The 24534-nt window shown below is 54.7% G+C and carries 23 protein-coding genes and 2 pseudogenes; 21 read left to right on the top strand and 4 right to left on the bottom strand.

Going from position 1 to position 24534, the window contains the following annotated elements:
- The first annotated feature begins 219 nt into the window (after nucleotides 1–219).
- The 5 genes and pseudogenes from AC1DIG_RS01420 to AC1DIG_RS01400 all read left to right on the top strand — a co-directional run bounded on the left by AC1DIG_RS01420 (nucleotide 220) and on the right by AC1DIG_RS01400 (nucleotide 4113).
- Nucleotides 220–1203: an aldo/keto reductase gene (locus tag AC1DIG_RS01420; RefSeq protein WP_477766068.1), complete on the top strand. Its 984-nt coding sequence runs from the start codon at nucleotides 220–222 to the stop codon at nucleotides 1201–1203.
- Nucleotides 1204–1360: 157 nt separating this feature from the next.
- A complete protein-coding gene (locus tag AC1DIG_RS01415; RefSeq protein ID WP_477765810.1) occupies nucleotides 1361–2203 on the top strand; it encodes an SDR family oxidoreductase in 843 nt (280 codons plus the stop codon).
- Between the two features lie 36 nt (nucleotides 2204–2239).
- Complete coding sequence (locus AC1DIG_RS01410) at nucleotides 2240–3001, top strand: SDR family NAD(P)-dependent oxidoreductase (RefSeq protein WP_477765809.1); 762 nt, start codon at nucleotides 2240–2242, stop codon at nucleotides 2999–3001.
- A 70-nt stretch (nucleotides 3002–3071) separates the two neighbouring features.
- Nucleotides 3072–3173: pseudogene (locus AC1DIG_RS01405) on the top strand (XdhC family protein); the annotation flags it as partial.
- 25 nt (nucleotides 3174–3198) lie between these two features.
- Nucleotides 3199–4113, top strand: coding sequence for an AraC family transcriptional regulator (locus AC1DIG_RS01400; RefSeq protein ID WP_477765808.1), 915 nt, complete (start codon nucleotides 3199–3201; stop codon nucleotides 4111–4113).
- A 278-nt stretch (nucleotides 4114–4391) separates the two neighbouring features.
- Here AC1DIG_RS01400 and AC1DIG_RS01395 read toward each other — a convergent pair whose 3' ends face one another.
- Nucleotides 4392–4994, bottom strand: coding sequence for a helix-turn-helix domain-containing protein (locus AC1DIG_RS01395; protein ID WP_477765807.1), 603 nt, complete (start codon nucleotides 4992–4994; stop codon nucleotides 4392–4394).
- A 162-nt stretch (nucleotides 4995–5156) separates the two neighbouring features.
- Between AC1DIG_RS01395 and AC1DIG_RS01390 the strand changes: the two genes are divergently transcribed.
- Together AC1DIG_RS01390 and AC1DIG_RS01385 are read left to right on the top strand one after the other, a co-directional pair.
- A complete protein-coding gene (locus AC1DIG_RS01390; RefSeq protein ID WP_477765806.1) occupies nucleotides 5157–5852 on the top strand; it encodes a B3/B4 domain-containing protein in 696 nt (231 codons plus the stop codon).
- 30 nt (nucleotides 5853–5882) lie between these two features.
- Entirely contained in the window at nucleotides 5883–6776 is an 894-nt protein-coding gene (locus AC1DIG_RS01385) for a dihydrodipicolinate synthase family protein (protein ID WP_477765805.1), read from the top strand.
- 67 nt (nucleotides 6777–6843) lie between these two features.
- Here the strand turns inward: AC1DIG_RS01385 and AC1DIG_RS01380 are convergent, their stop codons facing one another.
- The gene (locus AC1DIG_RS01380; protein ID WP_477765804.1) at nucleotides 6844–7326 is read right to left on the bottom strand and encodes a DinB family protein; all 483 of its coding nucleotides are present in this window, start codon (nucleotides 7324–7326) and stop codon (nucleotides 6844–6846) included.
- Between the two features lie 238 nt (nucleotides 7327–7564).
- On the opposite strand from AC1DIG_RS01380, the gene thrC reads away from it, so the two are divergent.
- From thrC to AC1DIG_RS01320, 12 genes and pseudogenes are all read left to right on the top strand, one after another.
- A complete protein-coding gene (gene thrC, locus AC1DIG_RS01375) occupies nucleotides 7565–8968 on the top strand; it encodes a threonine synthase (protein ID WP_477765803.1) in 1404 nt (467 codons plus the stop codon).
- Between the two features lie 14 nt (nucleotides 8969–8982).
- Entirely contained in the window at nucleotides 8983–9420 is a 438-nt protein-coding gene (locus AC1DIG_RS01370) for an Lrp/AsnC family transcriptional regulator (protein WP_413695449.1), read from the top strand.
- Nucleotides 9421–9549: 129 nt separating this feature from the next.
- Entirely contained in the window at nucleotides 9550–10599 is a 1050-nt protein-coding gene (locus tag AC1DIG_RS01365; protein ID WP_477765802.1) for a homoserine dehydrogenase, read from the top strand.
- A gap of 2 nt (nucleotides 10600–10601) precedes the next feature.
- Nucleotides 10602–12020: an aldehyde dehydrogenase family protein gene (locus tag AC1DIG_RS01360; protein ID WP_477765801.1), complete on the top strand. Its 1419-nt coding sequence runs from the start codon at nucleotides 10602–10604 to the stop codon at nucleotides 12018–12020.
- A gap of 55 nt (nucleotides 12021–12075) precedes the next feature.
- Nucleotides 12076–13278 carry a trans-sulfuration enzyme family protein gene (locus AC1DIG_RS01355; protein ID WP_477765800.1) on the top strand — a complete coding sequence of 401 codons (1203 nt, stop codon included), beginning with the start codon at nucleotides 12076–12078 and terminating at the stop codon, nucleotides 13276–13278.
- 139 nt (nucleotides 13279–13417) lie between these two features.
- Nucleotides 13418–13735, top strand: a complete 318-nt coding sequence (locus tag AC1DIG_RS01350) for a DMT family transporter (RefSeq protein ID WP_477765799.1) — start codon at nucleotides 13418–13420, stop codon at nucleotides 13733–13735.
- 171 nt (nucleotides 13736–13906) lie between these two features.
- Nucleotides 13907–14689: a transporter substrate-binding domain-containing protein gene (locus AC1DIG_RS01345; RefSeq protein WP_477765798.1), complete on the top strand. Its 783-nt coding sequence runs from the start codon at nucleotides 13907–13909 to the stop codon at nucleotides 14687–14689.
- A 52-nt stretch (nucleotides 14690–14741) separates the two neighbouring features.
- Nucleotides 14742–15470, top strand: coding sequence for an ABC transporter permease (locus AC1DIG_RS01340; RefSeq protein ID WP_477766067.1), 729 nt, complete (start codon nucleotides 14742–14744; stop codon nucleotides 15468–15470).
- A complete protein-coding gene (locus AC1DIG_RS01335) occupies nucleotides 15467–16177 on the top strand; it encodes an ABC transporter permease (RefSeq protein ID WP_477765797.1) in 711 nt (236 codons plus the stop codon). Before AC1DIG_RS01340 ends, AC1DIG_RS01335 begins: the two co-directional genes overlap by 4 nt.
- Nucleotides 16178–16229: 52 nt before the next feature.
- On the top strand, nucleotides 16230–16991 hold the full coding sequence (locus tag AC1DIG_RS01330) for an ABC transporter ATP-binding protein (protein WP_477765796.1): 762 nt from the start codon (nucleotides 16230–16232) through the stop codon (nucleotides 16989–16991).
- A gap of 68 nt (nucleotides 16992–17059) precedes the next feature.
- Nucleotides 17060–17339 (top strand): annotated as a pseudogene (locus tag AC1DIG_RS01325) (Lrp/AsnC ligand binding domain-containing protein); the annotation flags it as partial.
- Between the two features lie 35 nt (nucleotides 17340–17374).
- A complete protein-coding gene (locus AC1DIG_RS01320; protein ID WP_477766066.1) occupies nucleotides 17375–19264 on the top strand; it encodes a methyl-accepting chemotaxis protein in 1890 nt (629 codons plus the stop codon).
- 48 nt (nucleotides 19265–19312) lie between these two features.
- Here AC1DIG_RS01320 and AC1DIG_RS01315 read toward each other — a convergent pair whose 3' ends face one another.
- On the bottom strand, nucleotides 19313–19948 hold the full coding sequence (locus AC1DIG_RS01315; protein WP_477765795.1) for a LysE family translocator: 636 nt from the start codon (nucleotides 19946–19948) through the stop codon (nucleotides 19313–19315).
- A 273-nt stretch (nucleotides 19949–20221) separates the two neighbouring features.
- Nucleotides 20222–21136, bottom strand: coding sequence for a LysR family transcriptional regulator (locus AC1DIG_RS01310; protein ID WP_054597237.1), 915 nt, complete (start codon nucleotides 21134–21136; stop codon nucleotides 20222–20224).
- Nucleotides 21137–21403: 267 nt separating this feature from the next.
- Between AC1DIG_RS01310 and AC1DIG_RS01305 the strand changes: the two genes are divergently transcribed.
- Together AC1DIG_RS01305 and AC1DIG_RS01300 are read left to right on the top strand one after the other, a co-directional pair.
- On the top strand, nucleotides 21404–22426 hold the full coding sequence (locus AC1DIG_RS01305; protein ID WP_054597238.1) for a zinc-dependent alcohol dehydrogenase family protein: 1023 nt from the start codon (nucleotides 21404–21406) through the stop codon (nucleotides 22424–22426).
- A gap of 597 nt (nucleotides 22427–23023) precedes the next feature.
- Nucleotides 23024–24499, top strand: a complete 1476-nt coding sequence (locus tag AC1DIG_RS01300; RefSeq protein ID WP_477765794.1) for a hypothetical protein — start codon at nucleotides 23024–23026, stop codon at nucleotides 24497–24499.
- Nucleotides 24500–24534: the final 35 nt, after the last annotated feature.

Below are 24534 nucleotides of genomic sequence, written 5' to 3'. Positions count from 1 at the left end.
GCATACTTCAAACGCTGGATCTACCTGATAGGAATTGTCATGGAAAAGGATACAAAGACTTCTTTCTCGAACTCACTGGACTCACGCCCCCTCAGTCGTCGTGACGTGCTGATCAACTCGGCCATTGTTGGCACAGGATTGGCCGTCAGCCCCTTGTCGTGGGCCACCTCATCGGACCGCAGCCATCGCATCAAAGACACCTTTGATGGAGAACACGTCATGCAGCAGCGCAAACTTGGCAATCTGGTTGTCTCTGAGTTGGGCTCGGGATGCATGAGCATCAGCGCCAACTATGGCCCACCGGCAGACAGGGCTGAAGGCATCAAGCTGATTCGTAGCGCCTATGAAAAGGGCGTCACCTTCTTTGATACGGCTGAAGTCTATGGCCCGTATGCCAACGAGGATCTGGTCGGCGAGGCGCTTGCCCCTTTTCGTGATCAAGTGGTCATCGCCACCAAGTTTGGTTTCGATATCGAAGCTGGCGGTCTCAATAGCCGTCCTGAACATATCAGGGCCGTGATTGAAGGCTCGCTCAAACGCCTGCGTACGGATCATATTGATCTCTACTACCAGCACCGAGTCGACCCGTCAGTGCCGATCGAAGAGGTCGCGGGTGTGATTCGGGATCTGATCAAGGAAGGCAAGGTATTGCATTTCGGCCTCTCCGAAGCGAGCGCCAGCACGATTCGTCGGGCGCACGCAGTCCAGCCGGTGACGGCTGTTCAAACCGAGTACTCGCTGATGGAGCGAGATGTGGAACGAAACGGCGTGCTTGCAGCATGCGAGCAACTCGGGATCGGTTTTGTGCCATGGGGGCCGCTCGGAATGGGCTATTTGCCCGGCACCCTGAATGGTCGAACGACGCTCGATCCGACGATGGACCTGCGAGCTGGATTCGACCGTTTCAGCCCTGAGAACCTGGCAGCCAACACCCCGATCATTGATTTCCTCAAGGCGTTTGCGAAGCGCAAGGGCGCCAGTCCCGCGCAGATCTCGCTGGCATGGCTGCTGGCCCAGAAGCCCTGGATTGTTCCGATACCAGGCACGCGCAGACTGGATCACCTGGAAGAGAACCTGGCATCCGTCAGCGTTCAATTGACGTCCGCAGACCTGAGTGAGATCCACACGGCGCTATCCAGGCTCAAGGTGCACGGCGGTCGAATGAATGAAATGCAGATGCGCGTTGTCGATGAGACGGAGTGAGTGGTGCCCTGGAAGCTTATCTGCTGCGAGAGGTCAGAGCGAAGAGGGTTGAACTGACACAATATTCGTCATTTTAGGCAATGAATACGCTGATTGATGCAGCAAGCAGGAGGGGAGGCTCGACACAATAGGCACTCGTTATAGAAGGAACAATCACATGACTGAGAAAAAAGTTTGGTTCATCACCGGTGCTGGCCGTGGACTGGGTGTCGACATCGCCAAAGCGGCACTCGCTGCTGGACATGCCGTCGTTGCCACCGGCCGTGATGCCGGGAAAGTGCTGGCGGCAATCGGTGAACATGAAGACTTGCTGGCCATCAAGCTTGATGTCACCCGTCCCGATGACGCCCAAGACGCCGTCGAGGCCGCTATCGGCAAGTTCGGACGAATTGATGCACTGGTCAACAACGCGGGAAACTTCTATGCGGGCTTCTTCGAAGAGCTCAGCCCGGAACAGGTGCGCAGCCAGATCGAGACGCTGCTGTTCGGTCCGATGAACGTCGCTCGTGCAGCACTGCCCGTGATGCGCAAGCAGCGATCTGGTCTGTTGCTGACCATTTCCTCCACGGCGGGCATCGCTGGCGGCATGTTCTGCACGGCCTATGCGGCGGCAAAATTCGGCCTCGAAGGATGGATCGAGTCGCTCGCGCCAGAGATAGAACCCTTCGGCATTCGCACGATGTTGGTCGAGCCCGGTTTCTTCCGCACAGAACTGCTGACGGCCGATTCCACCACCTACGCGCTACCCTCCATCGACGACTATGCCCAGCGAACACGAGAGACCGTCACAGCCTGGAGTGGCATGGACGGCAAACAAGGCGGTGACCCTGCGAAGCTCGCTGATGCGATTGTGCAGCTGGCAGGGCTCGACGAGCCGCCGGTTCGTTTCGCCGCGGGCTCCGATGCGGTGCAGACCTTCGAGGCCAAGGCCAATGCGCTACTGGCACAGGCCGACGCCTACCGTCAGTTGTCGTCCTCTCTTGCTCACGATGACGCCTGACGCTCGGTTCTCTCCTTGTTCGCAAAGGACACATTCATGACATCAACACTCTCGGGCACCGTCGCCATTGTCACCGGAGCCAGTAGCGGAATTGGCCACGCCACGGCGCTGGCGCTCGCTGCACGGGGCGCCAGCGTCGCCCTGATTGCTCGCCGCCAGGACCGATTGGATGCTCTCGCTACGCAAATCCAGGCGGCGGGCGGCAGCGCCCTCGCGGTGCTTGCCGATATTACCGACCGCGCCCAATCCGAGGCGGCTGTTCAGACGGTCGTCGAACGGTTCGGGCGGCTGGACATTCTGGTCAACAACGCAGGCCTGATGCTGCTTGGCCCTATTGTCGGCGCCGATCCCGAGGAATGGGAGCGGATGATTGCGATCAACCAGAAAGGCCTGTTGTACATAACCAACGCGGCTTTGCCGCACCTGTTGACTGCAGCCGAAAACGGGCCTCGCCGGGTCGCTGATATCGTCAACATCTCATCGATTGCTGGCCGTGTAGCCTGGGCCAACTATGGCGTGTACAACATGACCAAATTTGGCGTGAACGGATTTACCGAATCCCTGCGTCAGGAGATCACCAAGAAGCATGTGCGCGTGGGCGTGCTGGAGCCTGGCGGTGTCGACACGGAGTTGGGCTCGCATAACAGTGGAACGATGCGCGACAGCATCGATGCGTTCTACGAGAGCACCGAGGTGCTGCAGGCCGAGGACATCGCCGATGGCGTGGTTTACATGGTCACCCGGCCACGCCATGCCGCCGTCAGCGAACTGTGGATCATGCCCACCGACCAGGCTTAAGGTCCACGGTAGGACTCAGTGCATGGTCGCCATGGGTAATTGGCACCCATGGCCCATGCAGGACGGCGGCCTCGGCTTAAGACTGGAGAGCAAGACCCCGGCGGAGATTGCCCTGGCGGTCATGGCAGACATTGTTCGTGCGAGCAACGGCATCGTTCGTGACCAGCTATAGACTTCATGTTTTCAAGGAGAGCACTGTGCAATCTGCTACCAAAAGTCCCCAAACTGCCACCAACACAAGTCGTCTCGCCGGCGTCGTCAGCCAGATTGTGCGCAGTGATTGCGACCTGATCACCGCCGTTCCCGGCCTGAGCCTGCATCGACGCAAATCTTCCACTGCACCTGTGCACTGTATCTACGGACTGGGCATTGGCGTGACCTTGCAAGGCTGCAAGCAGGTCATGGTGGGGGAGGAAGTGCTTAGTTACGCGCCCGGTCAGTCGATGGTTACCAGCGTTGACCTACCGGTCATTTCACATGTGACCCAAGCGAGCGTTGCACAGCCATTTCTGGGCATGATGCTTACGTTCGACAGCGCCACGGTGATACAGCTCGCCGAGCGCATGCGGTTGTCTCAGCGCATGAAGGATGAAGGGTTCCGGCCAATCACCGTACAGGCGCTGGACGCCGCGGTGCTTGATGCGCTGGAGCGTTTGGTCGGACTACTCAGCGAGCCTGAACTGCTTGAAACACTCGCGCCGCTGATCAAGGAAGAGATCATAGCTCGCCTGTTAAACGGTGCTCATGGTGCGCAGTTGCTACATGTCGTCGCCGCGGGTTCACCGAGCCAACACATCGCCAAGACGCTTGCCTGGCTGAAACTTAACTTTCGCCATGCGCTACGCATGGACGACTTGGCGGCGAATGCACACATGAGTCCGTCTACCTTTCGCCAGCATTTCCGCACCGTAACGGGCATGAGTCCGCTGCAGTATCAGAAACAATTGCGGCTGCAAGCGGCTCGACAATTGATGCTAAGTCAGAATGTCGACGCAAGCAGTGCGGGAGGATTGGTGGGCTATGAAAGCTCGTCGCAGTTCAGTCGCGAATACAGCCGTCTGTTCGGAGAACCGCCGCAAAGGGACATAAAACGAATGCGCTGCAGTGAATAAGTTATAGCTGCGAATGGCGATCTTTCGCTGACCGTGAGATCGCCGAGCGGCCGACTCGAGCATCACCGAAGCTTTCGTCTTGTAATGTCTCAAGGTGGAAAGTCATGGTTGGGGGCATACTTTTTAGTGGAGAGAGTTTGCCCCCAATCTTGCCCCCCGCTCGTACCCTCACACGAGTGATCGCGAACGGGGATTCTGACTGAAATTGAGTATGATACTTGGTGGTTTTCGGTGGAACGCTCATTTAAATTGGCTGGGCGGTTTATTCCGCCGGTTGGCTACTGATGCATCTCCGTAACGGACATAGTGAAAACCAGCTTGGATCTGCCAGCGTTGGAATAAGAGTGAGGAACATCGGTTTTCGCCACTGCGGAGCTTCCAGCGGGGATGACCAATTCAGTTTCCCCTACCACACACTTCAGCGTCCCTTTCTCCACATGAAACAGTTCAAGCGTGCCCTGAGGGTGTCCTGGCGACGTGAAGAATTCTCCTGGAAGCATTTCCCAGCGCCATAGTTCGATCATGTTGGGGCCTGTGGTGCCCGCAAGAAGCCGCGCTGACCCTCCGAGGTCTCCAGTCCAGAGAGTGGGGATGTCTTGACTGTCGATAATATGGGCAGAAGGTGCTTCGGTCACATTGACGATGTCTGCAACTGACAGGCCCAGCGCAGCAGCGATTTTGCAAAGGATGCCAATGCTGGGATTCGCCGTACATTTCTCTATTTCAACAACCATTCCCTTGCTCACCCCAGAGCGACGGGAAAGCTCGTCCAGGGTAATTTTCTGCGCCTTTCGTGCTTGTTTAAGCGTGCGCGCGACGGCCAGGCTCACGGTCTGAGCGTCAGCGCCAGGGGCGGTCGATATACCGGTATTTATGGTCATTAGTAATGATCATGAGGAAAAAATGTGCAGGGATTCTCGACTGTTGACGATAGTCTCGTCAATCAACTCGGTGGTTACATTAGGCTAGATTGGTCGATATATTGACTATTTTGGTCGGCAATGGCTAGCATAAGATGACATGTGGATCACTGGAGTTTTTTGATGCTGTCTGTACTGCCGTTAATCGACCAAGCCATTACAGAGCTGGCTCCGGGCTTCAGGGCTCTGAGCATTGTGGTGGAAGCTGCGCCTCTGACCCATCCCGATGTTGCTCAGGCGGCTTTGGACCGTGCTTGCAAGGCGGCACTGTCGGGCGACCCAGCCTGGGGAGAAGCCCATCTGGCAGCATGGGCAGATACCTTTCGAAAATTTGGGGCTAAGCCGCAACGGACTCCTTGCTCAGCCGAAGCGTTGCGTAAGCGGGTTTTACGTGACGGCAGCTTGCCGAGCCTGGACCCCATCGTCGACCTCTACAATGCCATCAGTATCGAGTACGCGATCCCGGTCGGCGGGGAAAACATAGAGGCCTATGAAGGCTCTCCGCAGCTTGTAGTCGCCGATGGCACCGAGCCGTTTGACACCATGAAAGAAGGTGCTCCTGCTCACGAGTATCCAGACGCTGGCGAAGTGGTATGGCGCGATGATAAAGGTGTGACATGCCGCCGCTGGAATTGGCGGCAAGGTGTCAGAACTCGGCTGAGCGCTGATGCAAAACACATGTGGTTCATTCTGGAAAGTTTGCCGGACATGCCGCTTGAAGCGTTGACTGAAGCCGGCGACAAGCTGATTGAAGGCCTGCAAGGGATGATGCCAGGCGTCCAGATTGAGAGTTTGCTGATTGGTCCCGGAGCCAATTAATCGATAGGCGAAAGCCTGGAGTGATGAACGATGTTTACCGGTCTTAGCGCATTTCCTTTGACGCCAATGAATGAGCAAGGTGTGGATGAAAATGCCTTCACTCGTCTTGTGCAGCAACTGGTGGCTGCAAAAGTAGATTCCATTGGTGCTCTCGGGTCTACAGGAAGCTATGCGTATCTTTCTCGGGCTGAGCGTTCTCGAGTTGCGCAGTTGGCGGTAGAGGCGGCGGGGGATGTGCCTGTCATGGTCAGTATTGGATCGGTGCGCACCCGCGACGTGCTGTTGCTCGCCGAGGAAGCACAGATGGTGGGGGTCAAAGCCTTGTTGCTGCCACCCGTTTCCTATCAGAAATTGTCTCAGGACGATGTTTTTTCGCTGTATGAAACGGTTACGGCCAATATCTCAGTCCCGCTATGTGTCTATGACAATCCTGGTACTACTCATTTCGAATTTACTGATGAGCTGCATGGGCGCATTGCCGAGCTACCCAATGTGAGCTCAATCAAAATCCCGGGCGTTCCCGAAGAACCCTATTTGGCCAAGTCGCGTGTGGATCGTCTTCGAAGGCTGATTCCGAGCCACGTTACGATCGGAATAAGTGGTGATGCGTTTGCTGCTGTCGGCATGAGTGCTGGCTGTGACGCTTGGTACTCCGTCATGGGAGGGCTGTTCCCCAACACTGCGCTTGCAATCACGCGAGCCGCATTGTCAGGTGATGCCTGCGAGGCTGCACGCCTTTCTGAGTCATTAAAGCCGCTCTGGACATTATTCAAGCAATTCGGAGGAAGCTTGCGCGTGATAGCGACAGCAGCGGAGCTTCGTGGTTTTACCCACTCTCCGAGCTTGCCACTGCCGCTCAGAACTAAAACTGGGGAAGGGCGGAAGCGAATTGCCGCGGTGATCGACGAGCTTGAACTGAGCTGAATATCGGGTGGGACATCGAAAGAGAAAACCTGACCCATCCTCCTTGATGAGGCAGGAAAACTGGTGCCTAGAGTTTCAAAAACGTTGTGAAATGGTCCTTGTGATCCTGCAGGATTTCCCGTGGCAGGATCGTGCCGATACCCCCTCGATGCTGTAGACCATGGGAAAGTACATGGGCAAGGATTTGTTCCTTGGTCATGTTGCCCGGTTTTCCGTCCTTGAAATTAAACGCCACTGGATCAGACAGCTCCATTGTCGTGACGGATTTTGTGTAGTTAACAAACCATTGATTTGCTCTCGAAAAATCCTCCTCCAACTGACTGATGTCATGCCGTTGTTCGGTGACGACGTCATCAAACTCGTCTGGCTTTCCTTGCAGTCGGGCGATGAACAGTTGATCAACAATATTGATGTGGCTGAGCCAATAGCAGGCCTTCTCCATTTCTACTGGAAAGGACGTTGCCGCTGGTGCTTTCAGGCACTTGAATAGCGCCTCCTCAGACCATGCCTTGTACTGATAAAGCGAGTGCAGCAAGCCCCTGGTACACATGGTGTTCTCCCGAATTTCTAAGCGTTAGTGTCCCTGACCTGTTGGAAACGGTAAGCGACAAGGTACCTTCCTGCAGCGGCGCCGAATGCCGTTGGACAGATTGAATAGTCACTATATTGACTTTTATAGTCAATGGCATGAAGCTGGTAGCAGGCGATAAAAATCGCCGCATTGAATTTCAGCAGAGCACCGCCTTGCGGGTGGCAAGCTCGTAGATGGCGAGAGGGTGTCTAAGATCATGAAGTACGTCAGCACACGGACGCCTGGTAGAACATTCGAATTCAGCGAGGTACTGATGGGCTCGTACGCGCCGGATGGAGGTTTGTTCGTGCCGTGCAAGGTTCCCTGCTTCAAAAGCGAGGAACTCTCCAAGTTGGAATGGCTGCCCTTTCATGAGTTGGCTCGCCATGTGATCGAGCCTTTTCTGGGGGGCTGGATCCCGCAAGATCAGCTGTCTCAGATTCTCGAGGAGATGTTTGACTGCTTCAAAAGCAAAGCGGTTGCGCCGCTTTACCAGACGGCTAGTAATGAGTGGATATTGGAGTTGTTTCATGGGCCAGCAGGCGTCTATCAAGACTTTGGCCTCCAGTTGATGTCTCGCCTGGTTGAGTACTCTTTACTGAAGTCGGGAAAGAAAGCGCTTGTTGTGGGTTGCACGGGGGGAGACACGGGCGCTGCTGCGATTACAGCGTTTTCAGGGATCCAGGGTGTCACCGTAATTGTATTGCATCCTTCCAGAGGAATAACGGAAGAGCATCGACGTCGCTTATTGAGTACTGACGAAGGGAATATTGTAAACGTTGCAGTGGATGGGGATTATTCCGATTGCCATCGGCTATGCGAACAGTTCTTTGAACGCAACAACAAAACGCAGCAGCATCTCATATCGTTCAATTCAGTGAATTGGGTCCGGGTGCTTGCACATCTAACCTTCTATTTCTATTCCGCCCTACAACTCGGGGCGCCTAAGAGAGAAGTTGCCTTCAGCGTGCCAACCGGAAACTTTAGTGCGCTGTATGCAGGTTATATTGCCAGGGAAATGGGGTTGCCCATCCAGCAATTGATAGTCGCCACGAATACTAACGCCGGCCTGCATAATTTTCTCCAGTCTAATCTCTACAGTCGTAATAAAATTCGTATTACCAATACTCCTAGCATGAACGTATCAGTGGCCTCGAATTTTGAACGCTTGCAATGGAGTATTCTTGACCGGTGTGGAGAAAAAGTAGCACGAAATATGGAACTATTAGAAGGCGAGGGTGCTATTCAGCTAGAGCAAGATGAATGGTTGGCGGCGCGAAAACTTTTCGACTCGCTGGCCGTGGAAGATTCGGATGCTTTCAGCAGTATTCATGAGGTATTTGAACAGAGTGGTTATCTGGTCAGTCCCAACACCGCGATTGGCTTGCGAGCCGCTCGTGTCAGCAGGCGCAGCTTGCTTATTCCCATGATTTGTCTGGCGACAACACACCCATCGAAGAGTGCCGCAGTGGCTGATGGGTCAGATGCGTTCAGTGTCATAAAAGGGGTAGGTGCTACTCCTTGGTCTGATGATAAATGTATTTCAATTCCTAATGATGTTGGCGCACTGATGCAGCTCATCGGGACGTTGTCCACAGACACGGAGTCTCGCTCGTTATAAGTTTGGAGTCAGAGATGAAACGTGTTTTAGATAAGGTCGACGAGAAAATATTGGAAGAGCTAACCCGTAATGCGCGGCTTGCTCACAATGACATTGCAATGAAAGTTAACTTGTCCAGAAATGCCGTCAGACTCCGGATTGAACGATTGGAGCGCGATGGATACGTCAGGGGGTATACGATCATTAAAGGGATGCCCTCCACGGATGCCGGGCCCATCAATGCGTTAATCTTCGTTTATCGTAAAGACAGGATGCGTGATGCTGAGGTTGTCCGTTCTGTTGCAGCTATGCCTGAAGTCATTTCATGCAATGTGATGAGTGGTGATCTTGATATTGTATTGACTGTTGAGGCTATGAGCTCAGATCGTATCCATAGGGTCTGGAGTGAAATTTCAGCGCTGCCTGGGGTTCTAAATACCGTAACGTCTTTTGTTTTATCCAGCACCAAGTAGCACGGGCGAAAGCAGAGTGCGCTGTTGTACGAGCATTTTGCTCGCAACAATGTTCTGTTTGCCATATTCGTTAAAGCACGTTAACGGATTACTATTTCAGCACCAAAACATAACAATGAGAATTTTGTCGTGACTGAATATAAAATTGCTCTACTTGGCTTCGGCGGCGTCAATCGCGCCCTGACTCAGCTTATTGCCGATAAGAACTCGCGCTGGGCAGATGAGTTGGGTTTCAAGCTGAAGATTGTCGGCGTCAGCGACCTTTACCTTGGCTCAATTATCAATAAAGACGGTCTGGATGCTCGTGAGTTGGCCGCAGTGCCTGCCACAAAAGGGGGCTTCAGAACCTTGCCAGGCGGCAGTGCTGAACCCGCTAACGAAACGGTCATCCGCTTCTCGGGTGCCGATATCATCGCTGAAGCGACGTTCACCAATCCTGTGGACGGTGAGCCAGCCACTACCTTCTGCCGCTGGGCTCTGGAGAAGGGCGTTAGCGTTGTGACCACCAACAAAGGGCCGGTGGCGCTGTATGCTGAAAGTTTGAAAGCGCTTGCTGAAAGCACCGGTGCCCGGTTCGAGTTCGAAGGTTCTGTGATGAGCGGAACGCCCGTTATCCGTTTGGCCAAGGAGTCGCTTGCGGGTTCGGAAATCAGCGGTTTCAAAGGGATCCTCAACGGTACGTCCAACTTTGTCCTTTCCAGCATGGAAACTGGTCTGGACTTCTCCGAGGCTGTCGCAAAGGCCCAGGAGTTGGGTTATGCCGAAGCTGATCCAACAGCAGATGTGGAAGGCCATGATGTTCGTCTGAAGGTCGTCATTTTGGCGAATGAACTGCTGGGTGCAAAGCTCAAGCCTAGCGATGTTCTGTGCAAGGGTATCTCCGGAATTACCGCCAAAGATATTGCAGACGCAACGAAAGCCAATACCCGATGGAAACTGATCGGCAGTGCGGAGAAGTTGAGTGATGGTTCGATCTCTGCTTCGGTCAGTCCTCAGTTACTGCCATCCAATGACGCGCTTTGCGGTGTGAGTGGAGCAACCAACGCAATCACCTTTAATACCTCCATTCTCGGGCCTGTCACTGTCGTGGGTGCGGGTGCAGGTCGCTTTGAAACTGCCTTTGCCTTGCTCGCCGATATCGTGAGCATCCACAAGATTAAAACCCAGTCAGGTAAGTAATCATGAATAGCTTGAGTCTCTCACTCGCTGCTGATTATAAGGCCATTACGGTACTTAGCCCGTTTGACGGTAGCAAGGTGGGTGAGGTGGCAGACATGCCTGCTTCATCGGCCACCACGATAGTCGACACGGCTAGTTTGGGTGCCTTGATTGCCAAGGACCTGCCGCGCCATGAACGGGCACGCATATTGGAAAAGGCGGCGTTCTCGGTTGAGCGTGATAAGGACGCCTTTGCCAAACTGATTGTGGCGGAGTCGGGCAAAACGCTGAAGCAGGCGAGAAAAGAGGTGTTGCGCTGCGTCAATACGTTGAAGTTGTCGGCCGAGGAGGCCAAACGTAATGCCGGTGAAGTGATTCCTTTCGATGCTTATGTCGGATCCGAATCTCGCCAGGGATGGTTCACTCGCGAGCCCCTGGGTGTAATCGTCGCGATCACGCCTTACAACGACCCCCTCAATCTGGTCGCACATAAATTGGGACCTGCCATTGCGGGGGGGAATGCGGTTGTTCTCAAGCCGTCTGAGCTCACACCTCTATCAGCGATCAAACTGGTGGATTGTCTTATCGACGCAGGCCTGCCTCCAGTTGTTGTGACAGTCGCCACAGGCGGGGCTGCGCTGGGCAAGGCCTTAGTCGCGCACCGGGCGGTACGCATGGTTTCGTTCACGGGCGGCTTCGTCACGGGTGAGCAAATCTCGCGTACAGCCGGGCTCAAGAAACTGGCGATGGACCTTGGCGGAAATGCCCCGGTAATCGTAATGGCCGATTGCGATCTGAATGAAACAGTCGACTCGTGTGTGTCGGGTGCTTTTTGGGCTGCCGGACAGAATTGCATTGGCACCCAGCGGATTTTAATCGAGGCGCCACTCTACGAAGCATTCAAAACACGCTTCGTTGAGAAAACCAGCCAGTTGATCGTGGGTAATCCAGCGGATGAGCAGACGGATGTCGGCCCTATGATTACTGAGGCGTCAGCCAAGCGCACCGAGGAGGAGGTGAATGACGCCATTACTAAAGGCGCGACGTTGCTGTTTGGCAATGTACGCAACGGTTCGCTTTATTCACCCACCGTTCTGGAAAGCGTCGACCGCCACTGCAAGCTGTGGTGCGAGGAAGTGTTCAGCCCTGTCGTGATACTCCAGAGCGTAGGTTCCCTGGATGAGGCCCTGACGTTGGCCAACGAACCGGAATACAGCCTGCACGCCGGGATCTTCACCAATGATTTGAATGTTGCGATGAAGGCAGCCAAACGGCTTGAGGCAGGCGGCGTCATGATCAACGACTCCTCGGACTATCGTTTCGACGCAATGCCTTTCGGTGGTTTCAAGTACGGGAGCATGGGTCGTGAAGGTGTGCGTTTCGCCTACGAAGATATGACGCAACCCAAGGTTATTTGCATTAGCGATGTGAGTGGAAGCTAAACAAATCGTTCGAATTCACAACGAATGACACAACAATAAAATCAGAGGAATCGACATGCGTCCCGATAAGCACAACCTATCAACATTATCTGCAGCGACGCTGGCAGTTCATGGCGGGAATGTCGCGGATGTCACCAGTGGTGCCGTCCGTACGCCATTGGTCATGGCTAACTCCTATCTCTTGCCCGAAGATCCGGCAACCATGGACTGGTCGAGTCCAGACGGCCTTGTGTATACGCGCAATCAAGGCCACAACCAGGTCTGTCTGGAGAAGAAACTCGCAGCCCTCGAGGGTTGTGAGGATTCAGTGGTATTCGCTACCGGTGTCGCCGCGTTACATTCGGTGTTTTTTTCTTTCTTGAAAAGTGGCGACCACGTCATCGTCAGCGATATCACCTACCAAGCTGTTTGGCGACTATTCGCAGAACTCCTGCCTGAACGTTACGGGATCGAAGCGACGTTTGTAGACGTCGGTGATCTGGAATCGGTCCGTCAAGCCATCCGACCCAACACTAAGTTGATCCATACCGAAACGATCGCCAACCCGACCACTAAAGTCGCAGATATTGCAGCGCTGGCTGAGATTGCCCATGCGCATGGCGCACTGATCTCAGTGGATGCAACGTTCACCCCGCCGCCCTTTTTTCGTGCGAGTGAGCACGGTGTCGACTTCGTCGTTCACTCATTGACCAAGTACATCAATGGCCATGGCGATGCCATGGGCGGCGTTGTGATCGGCTCCAATCAGCTGATCAACAAGATCAAAAATGATGCGTTGGTTGACCTCGGTGCGACGATTTCCCCGTTCAATGCATGGATGATTATGCGCGGTTCCGTCACGCTGCCGCTGCGCCTGAAGCAACTGCTGAACACCGCTGAAAAACTGGCTCGGTTTCTTGATGCTGACGATCGTATTGCTTACGTCTACTACCCTGGATTGCCTTCACACCCGCAGCATGAGCTGGCGCGCCGGCAATTTGCGGGTAAGGGCTACGGGGCGGTGATGGCCTTTGCGGTAGAGGGTGACCCTGATACGCAGAACAGGTTTGTTTCAAATCTGCGCATCATCACGTCGGCCGTTTCATTAGGCCATGATGAATCGCTGATAGTGCACGTAGGCGCAGAAGGTCGGGGCGGTTTTGACAAGTACCCCAAAGAGTTTCGTCAGTATGGTCATTTGCGTTTTTCAGTCGGGCTGGAAGATCCGGAAGACTTGATCAAGGATATTACGTTCGCGCTGGATGCAACATTCAAGTGAATTAAATACAGGCATCACGCAGCCAGGGTTTGGTCAACCCGTCTTTACCCCCGTGCTCACGGGGGTCTTTTTTAAAAAGTTAACGTGTTAGCCATATCAAATGCTAACGGTCCGTTCGCTCGCATTTTAGGAGATGCTCGTGGCTTGGGTAAGTTTGATCATTGCAGGAATACTTGAAGTTTTCTGGGCTTTTTCGATGAAACAGTCTGAGGGGTTTACGCGTTTAGCGCCGACGGTTATTACGTTTGTAACAGTGATTGCCAGTTTTGCGCTGCTCTCGTTCTCCATGAAGAGCTTGCCGCTGGGCACGGCTTACACCATCTGGACTGGTATCGGTGCTGTGGGTGCGTTCGCAGCAGGTATTCTCTTTATGGGCGAGCCGGCCACTCTGTTGCGGATTGTAGCGGCCGCTTTGATTGTCAGTGGCTTGTTAATGATGAAACTAGTGTCTGTCTAAAAGGCGAGCATTTTGCTCGTGATAACGTTCAATTTGCCATATACGTAAAATCACGGCACTCAGGTAATGTTTAAGTCGAGGCACTGGCCTCAACAAATAACAAGCATCACGTTTCAATGCTGTCAGATGTTTACTGCCCTTAATCCAAATACAATATCTAGGGATGTACTTATGATTTCGCTAAGAAAGCTGTATGTGATCATGTTCTTTGCGTTGTGCACGAATGCAGTGTCGGCCAAGGAATACACCACGTTGCGTTTTGGCGTGGACGCTAACTACGCGCCGTTTGAGTCCAAGGCGGCTGATGGCAGCCTCAAAGGATTTGATATTGATTTGGGCAACGCGATTTGTGCGAAGCTTCAAGCCAAATGCATATGGGTTGAAAGCGATTTTGATGGCCTGATACCAGGGCTCAAAGCCGGCAAGTTCGATGGCATTCTCTCTTCCATGACCGTGACCCCCGCGCGCGAAAAAGCCATCGACTTTTCAAACGAGCTGTTTTCCGGATTCACCTCCTATGTGTTCAAGAAGGGTTCGGGCCTGAGCGAAAATGCAGCTTCATTCAAAGGTAAAACGGTCGGTTTCTTTCAGGGCAGCATCCAGGAAGCCTATGCCAAAGAAGTGCTGGACAAAGCAGGGGTAAAAATCCAGTCCTATCAGAACCAGGATCAGGTGTATTACGACCTGGTAGCGGGGCGGCTGGATGCATCTCTACAGGACACGTTGCAAGCTCAGTTGGGCTTTATCAACTCGCCACAGGGCGCTGACTACGAAATGAGCCCGTCGGTGGAGAGCCCTTATCTTCCCTCCAAAACAGCTATCGGTATCGCAAAAGGCAATGCAGAACTCAAGGCGTTGCTAGATAAGGCGATCCAGGCCCTGCACAAAGACGGCACCTATGATTCGATCCAGAAGCAGCATTTCAACGATCTGAATCTTTACAGCGGCAAATAATCACCCGGCGCTCGTCCGCTGGATGGGCGCTTTTCGCTATAGGTTGTTGATCATGTTCGAAACACTATTAGGCGCACTGGGGTTCTCTGCATTCAGCCTGAAGGGGTTTGGCCCTTTGCTGCTCGAAGGCGCCTGGATGACCATCAAGCTGTCCCTTTCTTCCCTGGCGCTCAGCGTACTGCTGGGGCTGATCGGGGCCAGCGCTAAACTTTCCAGCCTCAAGCTACTGCGTTTGCCAGCGCAGATCTACACCACACTGATTCGGGGAGTGCCGGATCTTGTACTGATGTTATTGATTTTCTACAGCCTGCAAACCTGGCTGACCGTCATCACAGTGGCATTGGGCTGGGAGTACATCGAAATCAACCCCTTCGTTGCCGGAGTCATCACCCTCGGGTTTATTTACGGCGCTTATTTCACCGAAACTTTCCGTGGCGCAATGCTGGCAGTGCCCCGGGGTCAGGTCGAAGCCGCTACTGCTTATGGGTTAAGTCGCACTCAGCGTTTTTGCTTCGTGATGTTCCCGCAAATGATGCGGTTCGCGTTGCCGGGACTTGGCAACAACTGGATGGTGATTTTAAAAGCCACCGCGCTGGTGTCGATCATCGGTCTGGCTGACTTGGTGAAAGCCGCCCAGGACGCGGGGAAAAGCACCTACCAATTATTCTTCTTCCTGGTGTTGGCTGCATTGACGTACCTCGTCATCACCAGCCTTTCAAATCTTGTCCTGCGCTTACTTGAGCGGCGCTACGCCGTAGGTTCACGGGAGGCGGTGCGATGATCGAGCTTTTGCAGGAGTATTGGAGGCCTTTCTTCTTCAGCGATGGTCAGCAGATAACCGGTCTGGCCATGACGTTGTGGCTACTCAGTGCCTCACTGTTCATCGGTTTTATCGTGTCGATTCCACTGTCCATCGCTCGAGTGTCGCCCAGGTTATACGTGCGCTGGCCGGTGCAGTTTTACACCTATCTGTTCAGGGGAACGCCGCTCTATATCCAGTTACTGATTTGCTACACCGGGATCTATAGCCTGGCTGCAATACATGCGCAGCCCGTGCTCGATACTTTTTTCCGGGATGCGATGAACTGCACCATTCTGGCCTTCGCTCTGAATACCTGTGCCTACACCACAGAGATATTTGCTGGGGCCATTCGCAACATCGCCCATGGCGAGGTTGAGGCTGCGAAAGCATATGGCCTCTCAGGTTGGAAGCTCTACGCCTTTGTGATCATGCCTTCAGCATTGCGTCGCTCGCTGCCGTATTACAGCAATGAAGTCATCCTGATGCTGCACTCGACCACAGTGGCGTTCACCGCCACGGTTCCAGACATTCTCAAAGTCGCCCGTGACGCGAATTCAGCGACCTTTTTGACCTTCCAATCGTTTGGGATTGCGGCACTGATTTACCTGGCTGTGACCTTTGCGCTGGTCGGCCTGTTTCGAATCGCCGAGCGTCACTGGCTGGCTTTTCTTGGTCCGACTCACTGAGCCCAGTATCGACACTGCTGCTCCCAATCCGCATTAGAGGATGATTGCGAACATGTACAAATTGACTGTTGACGGGCTACACAAAAGTTACGGTGACCACGAAGTACTTAAAGGCGTTTCTCTGCAGGCCAAGACAGGCGATGTCATCAGCCTGATCGGCGCCAGTGGTTCCGGAAAGAGTACCTTCCTGCGTTGCATAAATTTTCTCGAAACGCCCAACGACGGCGCCATGAGTCTGGATGGCAAGCCGATTTGCATGGTTAAAAACCATTTGGGATTGCGCGTGGCAGATGATCGTGAACTGCAACGATTGCGCACCCGCCTGGCCATGGTGTTCCAGCACTTCAACCTATGGGGCCACATGACCGTGCTGGAAAACATCACAATTGCACCGAGGCGGGTGCTGGGTGTCAGCAAAAAAGATGCGGAAGATCGTGCCCGGCGATACTTGGAAAAGGTGGGGCTGCCGGCCCGTGTAGCCGATCAATTCCCTGCTTTTCTCTCGGGTGGTCAACAGCAACGGGTAGCCATTGCTCGTGCACTCGCGATGGAGCCTGAAGTCATGCTGTTCGACGAACCTACATCGGCGCTGGATCCGGAAGTGGTGGGCGAAGTGCTGAAAGTCATCCAAGGGCTCGCTGAAGAAGGTCGGACAATGATCATGGTGACCCATGAAATGGGCTTTGCACGCAAGGTCTCGAACCAACTGCTGTTTCTTCATCAAGGCCTTGTCGAAGAGCAGGGTGGGCCAGAGATTCTGGATAACCCACGTAGCGAGCGTCTGCAGCAATTTCTGTCCAATGGATTGAAGTGAAAAACCTTCTACATGAGTAATGGAAGAAACACCCTAAGGGCTTTCGAACCGTTGGGGCGTATCGACGAGGCAATTCTCTGTTGGTGCTGGTTGCATTAGCTGAGGGCAGGGGCTCAGCGCGCAAAAGGCGTTTGAAGCCGTAGTCGGTTCTTGCCCACAGGTCATTGAGTGTCAGCTCATCAGTGGTGCGCTTGATTACTGTCTGCGCATGGTTGCCGGGATATGGAGCATTTCCGCTCACTCACTGAACGCTGGTTGGAGAGTACTGAACTGCATATCGAGAAACTGGCAGCCTATCCGGAGTTGGCAGTTATCAAGCACTCATCGACGCACCTTGGTATCGAATAACAACTACAACACCCCTGGTCTTCGGATAAAACATGATGATTGCCAACTTGAAGTTCAGTCATAAGGTACTGCTTGCTGCATCGTTCGTCGTCGTCGCAGCGTTTTCCTCCTTTACGTTGTACAACGATTCGATCCAGGGCAAAACCATCCACACCAACCTTGAAGACCACCTTGAAGAAATGAGCAAAATCACGGCGAGTAGCGTTCAGGCCTGGCTATCTGGACGGGTATTGCTGGTTGATCATATTGCACAGACGGTTGCCAACGATCCAGCGGCGGAAAGCGTCACGCGCCTGCTGGAGCAGAGGTCATTGCTATCGACGTTTACCTTCACCTACCTAGGCAGTCGTGACGGTAGTTTCACCATCCGGCCAAAGGACGATTTACCCGCTGACTACGACCCGCGAACCCGGCCCTGGTACGCGGACGCGATGACTGCTGGGGGAACCACATTGACTGAGCCCTACCTTGACGTCACTACCGGCCAGTTGATGATGACGATTGCGACGCCGGTTAGTCATGACGGCCAGACTCTTGGGGTGGTGGGAGGCGACCTGACACTGGACACATTGGCGAAGATCGTCAGCTCGCTCGATCTGGGCGGAATTGGTTATGCCTTTTTGGTCAGCGCTGATGGCAAGGTGCTGGTCCACCCGGACAAAGATCTGGTGATGAAACAGCTGAGTGATATCTACCCGCGAAATACGCCGACTCTCAGTACCCGCATCAGTGAGACTGAGCAGGAGGGCAGTCCGCGGATTTTGATGTTCTCCCCGATCAAAGACCTGCCTTCGGTAAATTGGTATATCGGCTTGTCCATCGACAAGAACAAAGCCTACGAAGCGCTTGGAGACTTCCGCGCCTCTGCAATTTTGGCCACGGTGATTGCAGTGTTCATCACGCTGCTTCTGCTGGGCATGCTCATTCGCGTATTGATGCAGCCTTTGAGGCTGATGGGTAAAGCCATGCGTGATATTGCCCAAGGGGAGGGAGACCTTACCCGCCGTTTGAACGTTCACTCCAAGGATGAATTCGGCGAGCTGGCTCACGACTTCAACCTTTTCGTGGAGCGCATCCAACACTCAATACGTGAGGTGTCTTCTGCCACCGAACAGGTCAATGAAGTGGCCAAGCGAGTGATGCAGACCTCCTGCTCCTCCATGACAAACTCAGACGATCAGGCCAATCGTACCAATAGCATTGCAACTGCGATTAATGAGCTGGGGGCCGCGGCTCAGGAAATTGCGCGCAATGCTGGCGAAGCCTCAATCCAAGCCTCGGACGCCCGTCTTCAGGCCGAGGGCGGCCGTCAGGTGGTGACGCAGACGATGGATGCCATGAACGGATTATCAGGAAAAATCCGCGCGTCGTGCAGCAACATTGAAGCGCTCAATGGCAAGACGGAGAACATCGGACGCATACTTGAAGTGATCAAGGGCATTTCCGAACAGACCAATCTTCTGGCGCTCAATGCCGCCATCGAAGCTGCACGGGCGGGCGAGGCCGGTCGTGGTTTTGCCGTGGTAGCCGACGAGGTTCGTAGCCTGGCGTACCACACTCAGACGTCGGCCCAGGAAATCCACACGATGATTGAAGAGCTTCAGGTGGGCGCCCGGGAGGCGGTATCCACTATGAGCGAGAGTGAGCGCTACAGTCAGAACGGCGTGATTATCGCCAACCAGGCAGGTGAGCGACTGGGCAATGTCACTCAGCACATCGGCGACATTGACGGAATCAATCAGTCCGTGGCGACCGCAACTGAAGAGCAGACTGCAGTCATAGATTCGTTAAACGTTGATATCACGAAGATCAAAACCCTCAACCAGGAAGGCATGGAAAATTTCCGGGCTACCTTGCTTGCCTGTGACGAGCTTGAGCGACAAGCCACGCGACTCAAGCAGTTGGTGGATGGTTTTCGAACTTAGGACGTAGCACGGTGCCACTCCAGACAAACAGCGAGCGATGTCATGGATTCAAGCTCGCGAGAACAGCAGCTTTATACCCGCGGCGCCGAAGACTAACCCCAGGGTGCCTTCGATCCATCGGCGTGCCCGTCTATAACCTCGAATCATCGGTGCAGTGGAGAAGACGATCGCATAGCTGCAGAAGATAGTGATGCTCAGTACGGCGCAGCCAGCCAGGATAATCACAACTGTTTCAGGCGTCGCGTGTGGCCCCAGCCCCAGGGTCATGGTTGCGATCCAACCCAGCAGCGCCTTCGGGTTTGTGATGTGCATAAGCAGGCCGCGCCGGTAAAGGCCAAAGCCCGAAACGGTTGTCGCGGTAGCCAGTTCTTTTTGAAGGCGCTCGTCAGCGTTGAGGGCGGAGCGGCCAGCTTTGATGGCGAGGAAAAGCAGGTAAATCCCTCCGACTATTTTGAGGGCGAAGAGCGCCTGCGCGTATTGGGCCAGAATGGCTGATACGCCCGTGGCGGCCATTGATCCCCAGAAAAAAGAGCCACTGATTACACCAGCTGCCAGCATAAGCGCCGGTTTTCTGCCCTGGTGCATGGCGACGCCCATGATGCGCATGTTGCTGGGGCCAGGGCTTGCTGCTCCCACGATGTAGGCGGTGAATACAAGCAGGAGGTGGTGGAAATCAAATGACATTTGGAGCCCCTTGACGATACATGCCAGTCAGCAGATTAAGTGTTTGTAGCGTGCAAGTCATTCCGTCAGTTGCCCAAATCTCAGTCACTCGCCGCTAATGTCTTCTTGGGCCCTTGATGTTGGGGACATCCTTTTAGTACACAGCGTTTGCACCAATAACGCCCCCCAAAAAAAGGCGCTGGAGTAGCGCGGGTTATTGATCGGCAGCAGTGGACTTTTCGGTGACGCTAAATCCAGCTAACGGCCCTTGAAAAAAGAGGCGTCAGCCTCCTTTCAAAGACTCTCAGGGTCGCCAAAGAACATCTGAATCCGCGAACGCAGCCAGCGCTCACCCGGATCGTTGTCCTGCGAGCCGCGCCAGGCCATGTGCAGCTCGAAGGTTCGTGTCGGCAGCGGCGGGTCTTCGGCGCGTACGCCGCCGGCGGCGGTCAGTGCATCGGCGGTGTAGTCCGGCACGGTGGCGAGAATATCGGTGCCGGCCAACAGCGTTCCCAATCCATTGAACTGCGGAACCGCGAGCACTACGTGACGTTTGCGTCCGAGTTTCTCCAGTTCTTCATCGATGAAGCCGCTGAGGTCGCCGGCGAAGGACACCAGGGCATGGGGACGAGCGCAGAAATCGTCCAGGCTCAAGGCGCCAGGTACCGAATCGGCGCGCAGCAGTTTCGGCATGCTGCGTCGTAGGACTTTGCGTTTGGCGTTGGCGGGCAGATCGGTGGTGTAGCTGACGCCAATCGAGATTTCGCCCGACGCCAAAAGGCTCGGCATCAATAGATAGTTGACGCGTCGCACCACCAGCACGATGCCGGGGGCCTCGGCACGCAGGCGCTTCAACAGCATCGGCAGCAGGGCAAACTCGACATCATCCGAGAGACCGATGCGAAACACCGCGGTGCTGGTGGCCGGGTCGAATTCAGCGGCGCGACTGACAGCGGTCGAAATCGAATCCAGCGCCGGAGAGAGCAGGGCGAAGATTTCCACCGCCCGGGCCGAAGGCTCCATGCTGCGGCCGGTACGCACAAACAGCGGGTCGTCGAACAGGCTGCGCAGGCGTGATAGCGCCGCACTGATGGCCGGCTGACCGAGAAACAGCTTCTCCGCCGCGCGAGTCACGCTGCGCTCATGCATGAGGGTTTCGAACACGATCAACAGGTTCAGGTCGACACGACGCAGGTCATTACGATTCATCTGGAGTCCTGGCAGAGTCAGCAAACTTGACGAGAGCGGCCATATGAGAACAATGGCCGGCATGAATCTTACGGGGAAAGGCTGTTACTCTGCACCGAGTAATTCATTTTTCCCACAATGCGGGTTCGGTTTTCTACGTTGATGGACGTATTGCCGGGGCTGCGGAATCAATGACAGGCATGTCGACTATTAATAGCCACTGATGGTCTTGGCCAGAAAGCCCAGATAGAGTTCAGGGCATTAGAGGTTACTTTGACGAGGTTTGCGATGTCCCGCACGATCCGTTTTCACAAGTTTGGTCCTGCCGAGGTGCTCAAATGCGAAGAGCATGCGGCAGCTCTGCCAGCGCCGGGCGAAGTGCAGGTGCGTGTCGAAGCGATCGGCATCAGTTGGTATGACATCCTCTGGCGCCAGAACCTGGCGTCTTCCCATGCCCGGTTGCCATCAGGCCTTGGCCATGAAATGGCCGGCGTGGTCACCGCCGTCGGCGAAGGTGTCGATGATCTGGCCGTGGGTGACAAGGTCGCCAGCTTCCCGGCAGAAAGTCCCAATGACTATCCCGTCTACGGCGAGCAGATCGTTCTGCCGCGTTCGGCGCTGACGCGCTATCCGGATGTGCTCAGCCCGATCGAAGCGGCAGTGCATTACACGCCGCTGTTGGTTGCCTACTTTGCATATGCCGATCTGGCACGGGTCAAACCCGGCCAGTTTGCACTGGTCACCGATGCGAGCCATTGTGCCGGCCCGTCCTTCGTACAACTGGGCAAGGCCTTGGGTGTGCGGGTCATTGCCGCGACCAAAACGGCCAGCGAGCGCGAGTACCTGTTATCCCTGGGTGCCGAGAAGGTGATCGTCACTGAAGAGCAGGACCTGCTCATGCAGATCAACAAGCTCACCGACAACCGCGGTGTCGACGTGGTATTCGACGGCCTCGGTGGTCCGCAGATGTCGATGCTCGGTGACGTGCTGGCGCCTCGTGGCAGCCTGGTGCTGTATGGCCTGCAAGGCGGTAACCAGACGCCGTTCCCGGCCTGCGCAGCATTCCAGAAAAACATTCAGTTCTTCGTGCACTGCATCGGTAACTTCACCGGCAAACCGGAACTGGGGATCATTCAGGACCAGGTCGCACTGCAGCGGGCCTTACGCGATATCAACCAGTTGACGGCTGATCGTGTACTGCTGCCACTCAAGACCCGGGTCTTCCCGTTTAGCGAGTTTGTCCAGGCGCACCGTTACATGGATGAGTGTCCGTGTCACGAGCGAGTGGCGCTTCAAGTAGAACCTGCATGACGCTTGCGCAAGAGTCCGTGTTGACGGACTCTTGCGTTTTTGTTGGACGGGCAGTCCTCTCCTGCCTCTTTGTTCTCTTCCGGTTCAGCAACTGAACTGGTTTTTGCTCCTGATCTGTATCTTCTAATCATCATATAAGCCCTGATAATTGCATGATTAATTTCATCTCAAGGAATGAGTCATGGCTGGGCCTATCTTTTTAACGGGCACGGGTTTGGGTGCTATGCATACGGACCATTGCTCACCTGCACCTTCTGTTAAAACACGGCAAGTAAGCGATTCGCGTGTTAGTTACGGAAGTATTGCCCTGTTCTGGTTTCTTTATTTTTCGTACTCATTGTCTGTGGGACGTTGTCGGAATAGTCCTAGGCCGTCCCCTCGGGCCGCCGGAACTCTTTGTCTCGGGGGTTGTGGGCGGTCGGCGCATTCGCGAGTGTTATTTCTTTAACAATCGTTTCAAATGGTTACCACTATCAAAGTGTTAGCATTTGACAGCAGATACTCACGATAAGCCGTAATCAGCCATCACCAATCGCAGGTCGTACAAGCAAATGATTGTTTGTTCGAAGCCGACTTTTTAATATCAGGTATATGACGATGAGCACAACTCATGATCAAGCGATGAACTATGTCTATCAGCAAGTTTTGCAGCGGTTGCTGAGTTTCTTTTCGCGCGCGGAACGCACTGCATTGCAGCTGTTGATCCAGCGTCTGGTGGTGGCTGCCGGGGGAATGGAGAGAATCGGTACTTACAAGGTGCTGATGATGCACTCGGGAACGCGCGACAGTTGCTACACATTGGCATTCCTGCGTGCCGCACAGTTGAGTATCGCGGGCAGAGCGCCAACGACCTTCCAGCTGCGTGTCGCCACGCTACGTCTGGGCGGGACGACGCCGACGGTCATGGAGCATATCCATGGGAGCTACGGTGCCCTGTTTGTCTACGACGATCCTCGGGTCGAGGTGGTGATGGTCGACAACCGCGAGGTGGTGCCTTTCAGCCATTTGACACCGATGTCTGAGGCTGGCCGCGATTTGAATCGCACCAACATGCTGATGCTCGGCCATTTGCGAGGGGCTGATGGGGTGTTTGAAGCGTGTGGCGACGGCTATCTGGCGACAGGCGAGTTTTACGCGCAGATGGCCCGATGGGAGGGCGGTGTCGATGCGTTGATCAGCGGTGAAACCGTGCGCCAGCAGAAGCTGTTTTTGGCCGGTCTGATGCGCGAGGCACAAAAGGCCAGCCTGCCGGCGATCACTCATCCGGCCTTCAGTTATGAAGGATTGTTTTCAACGCTCGATCAGCTGGGCGGCGATTGTTATCGCGAGCTTTATGCTGGCCATGAAACGGTCGAGTGGCGGCCACGCGAGAGTTTTGAGACGCGACGCGGCGCAGACTACATCGATATCCAGGACCTGGTGACCGGCAACATGGAAGAGCGCTGGCCATTACTGACCGACTTTCTCGGGCTGCAACCGGATGAAATTGACGTTCACCTGCGCGAAAACGAATTCGCCAGTCCTTTGCTCTCTGCCCATTTGCGGGGCTTGCAGGCCTGCTACGTGAACGGCCTGGCCTACGAAAGCGGATTCAGCGAGTACGTACAACGGGCGTTGTTGAAAATGCGTAAACGACGTTTGCCCGAGCGGCTTTGTGAGCAGGTGCTGGAGGTCTACGGCAATCCGCAGGCAACGGTCGAGCTTCGGAGCCAGGCGTCGGCCGAGGCTCAACAAGTACTGGGGCTCAATGAAACACAACAGCTGTGCCTGCTTTTCGCCCCCTTTGTCGACGCCGGTGCCGGGCTCGAGCACTTTTTGCGCCGCTGCCATCCCGGCATGTTGGTGGCGATGCCCGAGCTGCACAAAGCGATGCAGGGCTACACCGCCCCTGAGCAAGTCATGCAATGGATGATCGACGTCAGTGGTTTGTCCGTCAGCCTGATCCGCAAACTCTACGGCATGCGTTCGGTGTCCGGGGGCGGACTCGAGGCGGGGGATTCGGGCTTGAGTGCTGAAGGCGCAGGAGCATCCGAGGTGGGTGACGCGCTGAGTGAACGGTCAGCGAGACGTTGAAGGAGTCCGGTTTGACCGATTCAAAAAACACCTGC

It is taken from the genome of Pseudomonas sp. 05N431 (genome assembly GCF_056397005.1).
Note: the sequence above shows the minus strand (reverse complement) of the source record. Positions and strands in the feature narration are given on the sequence as shown.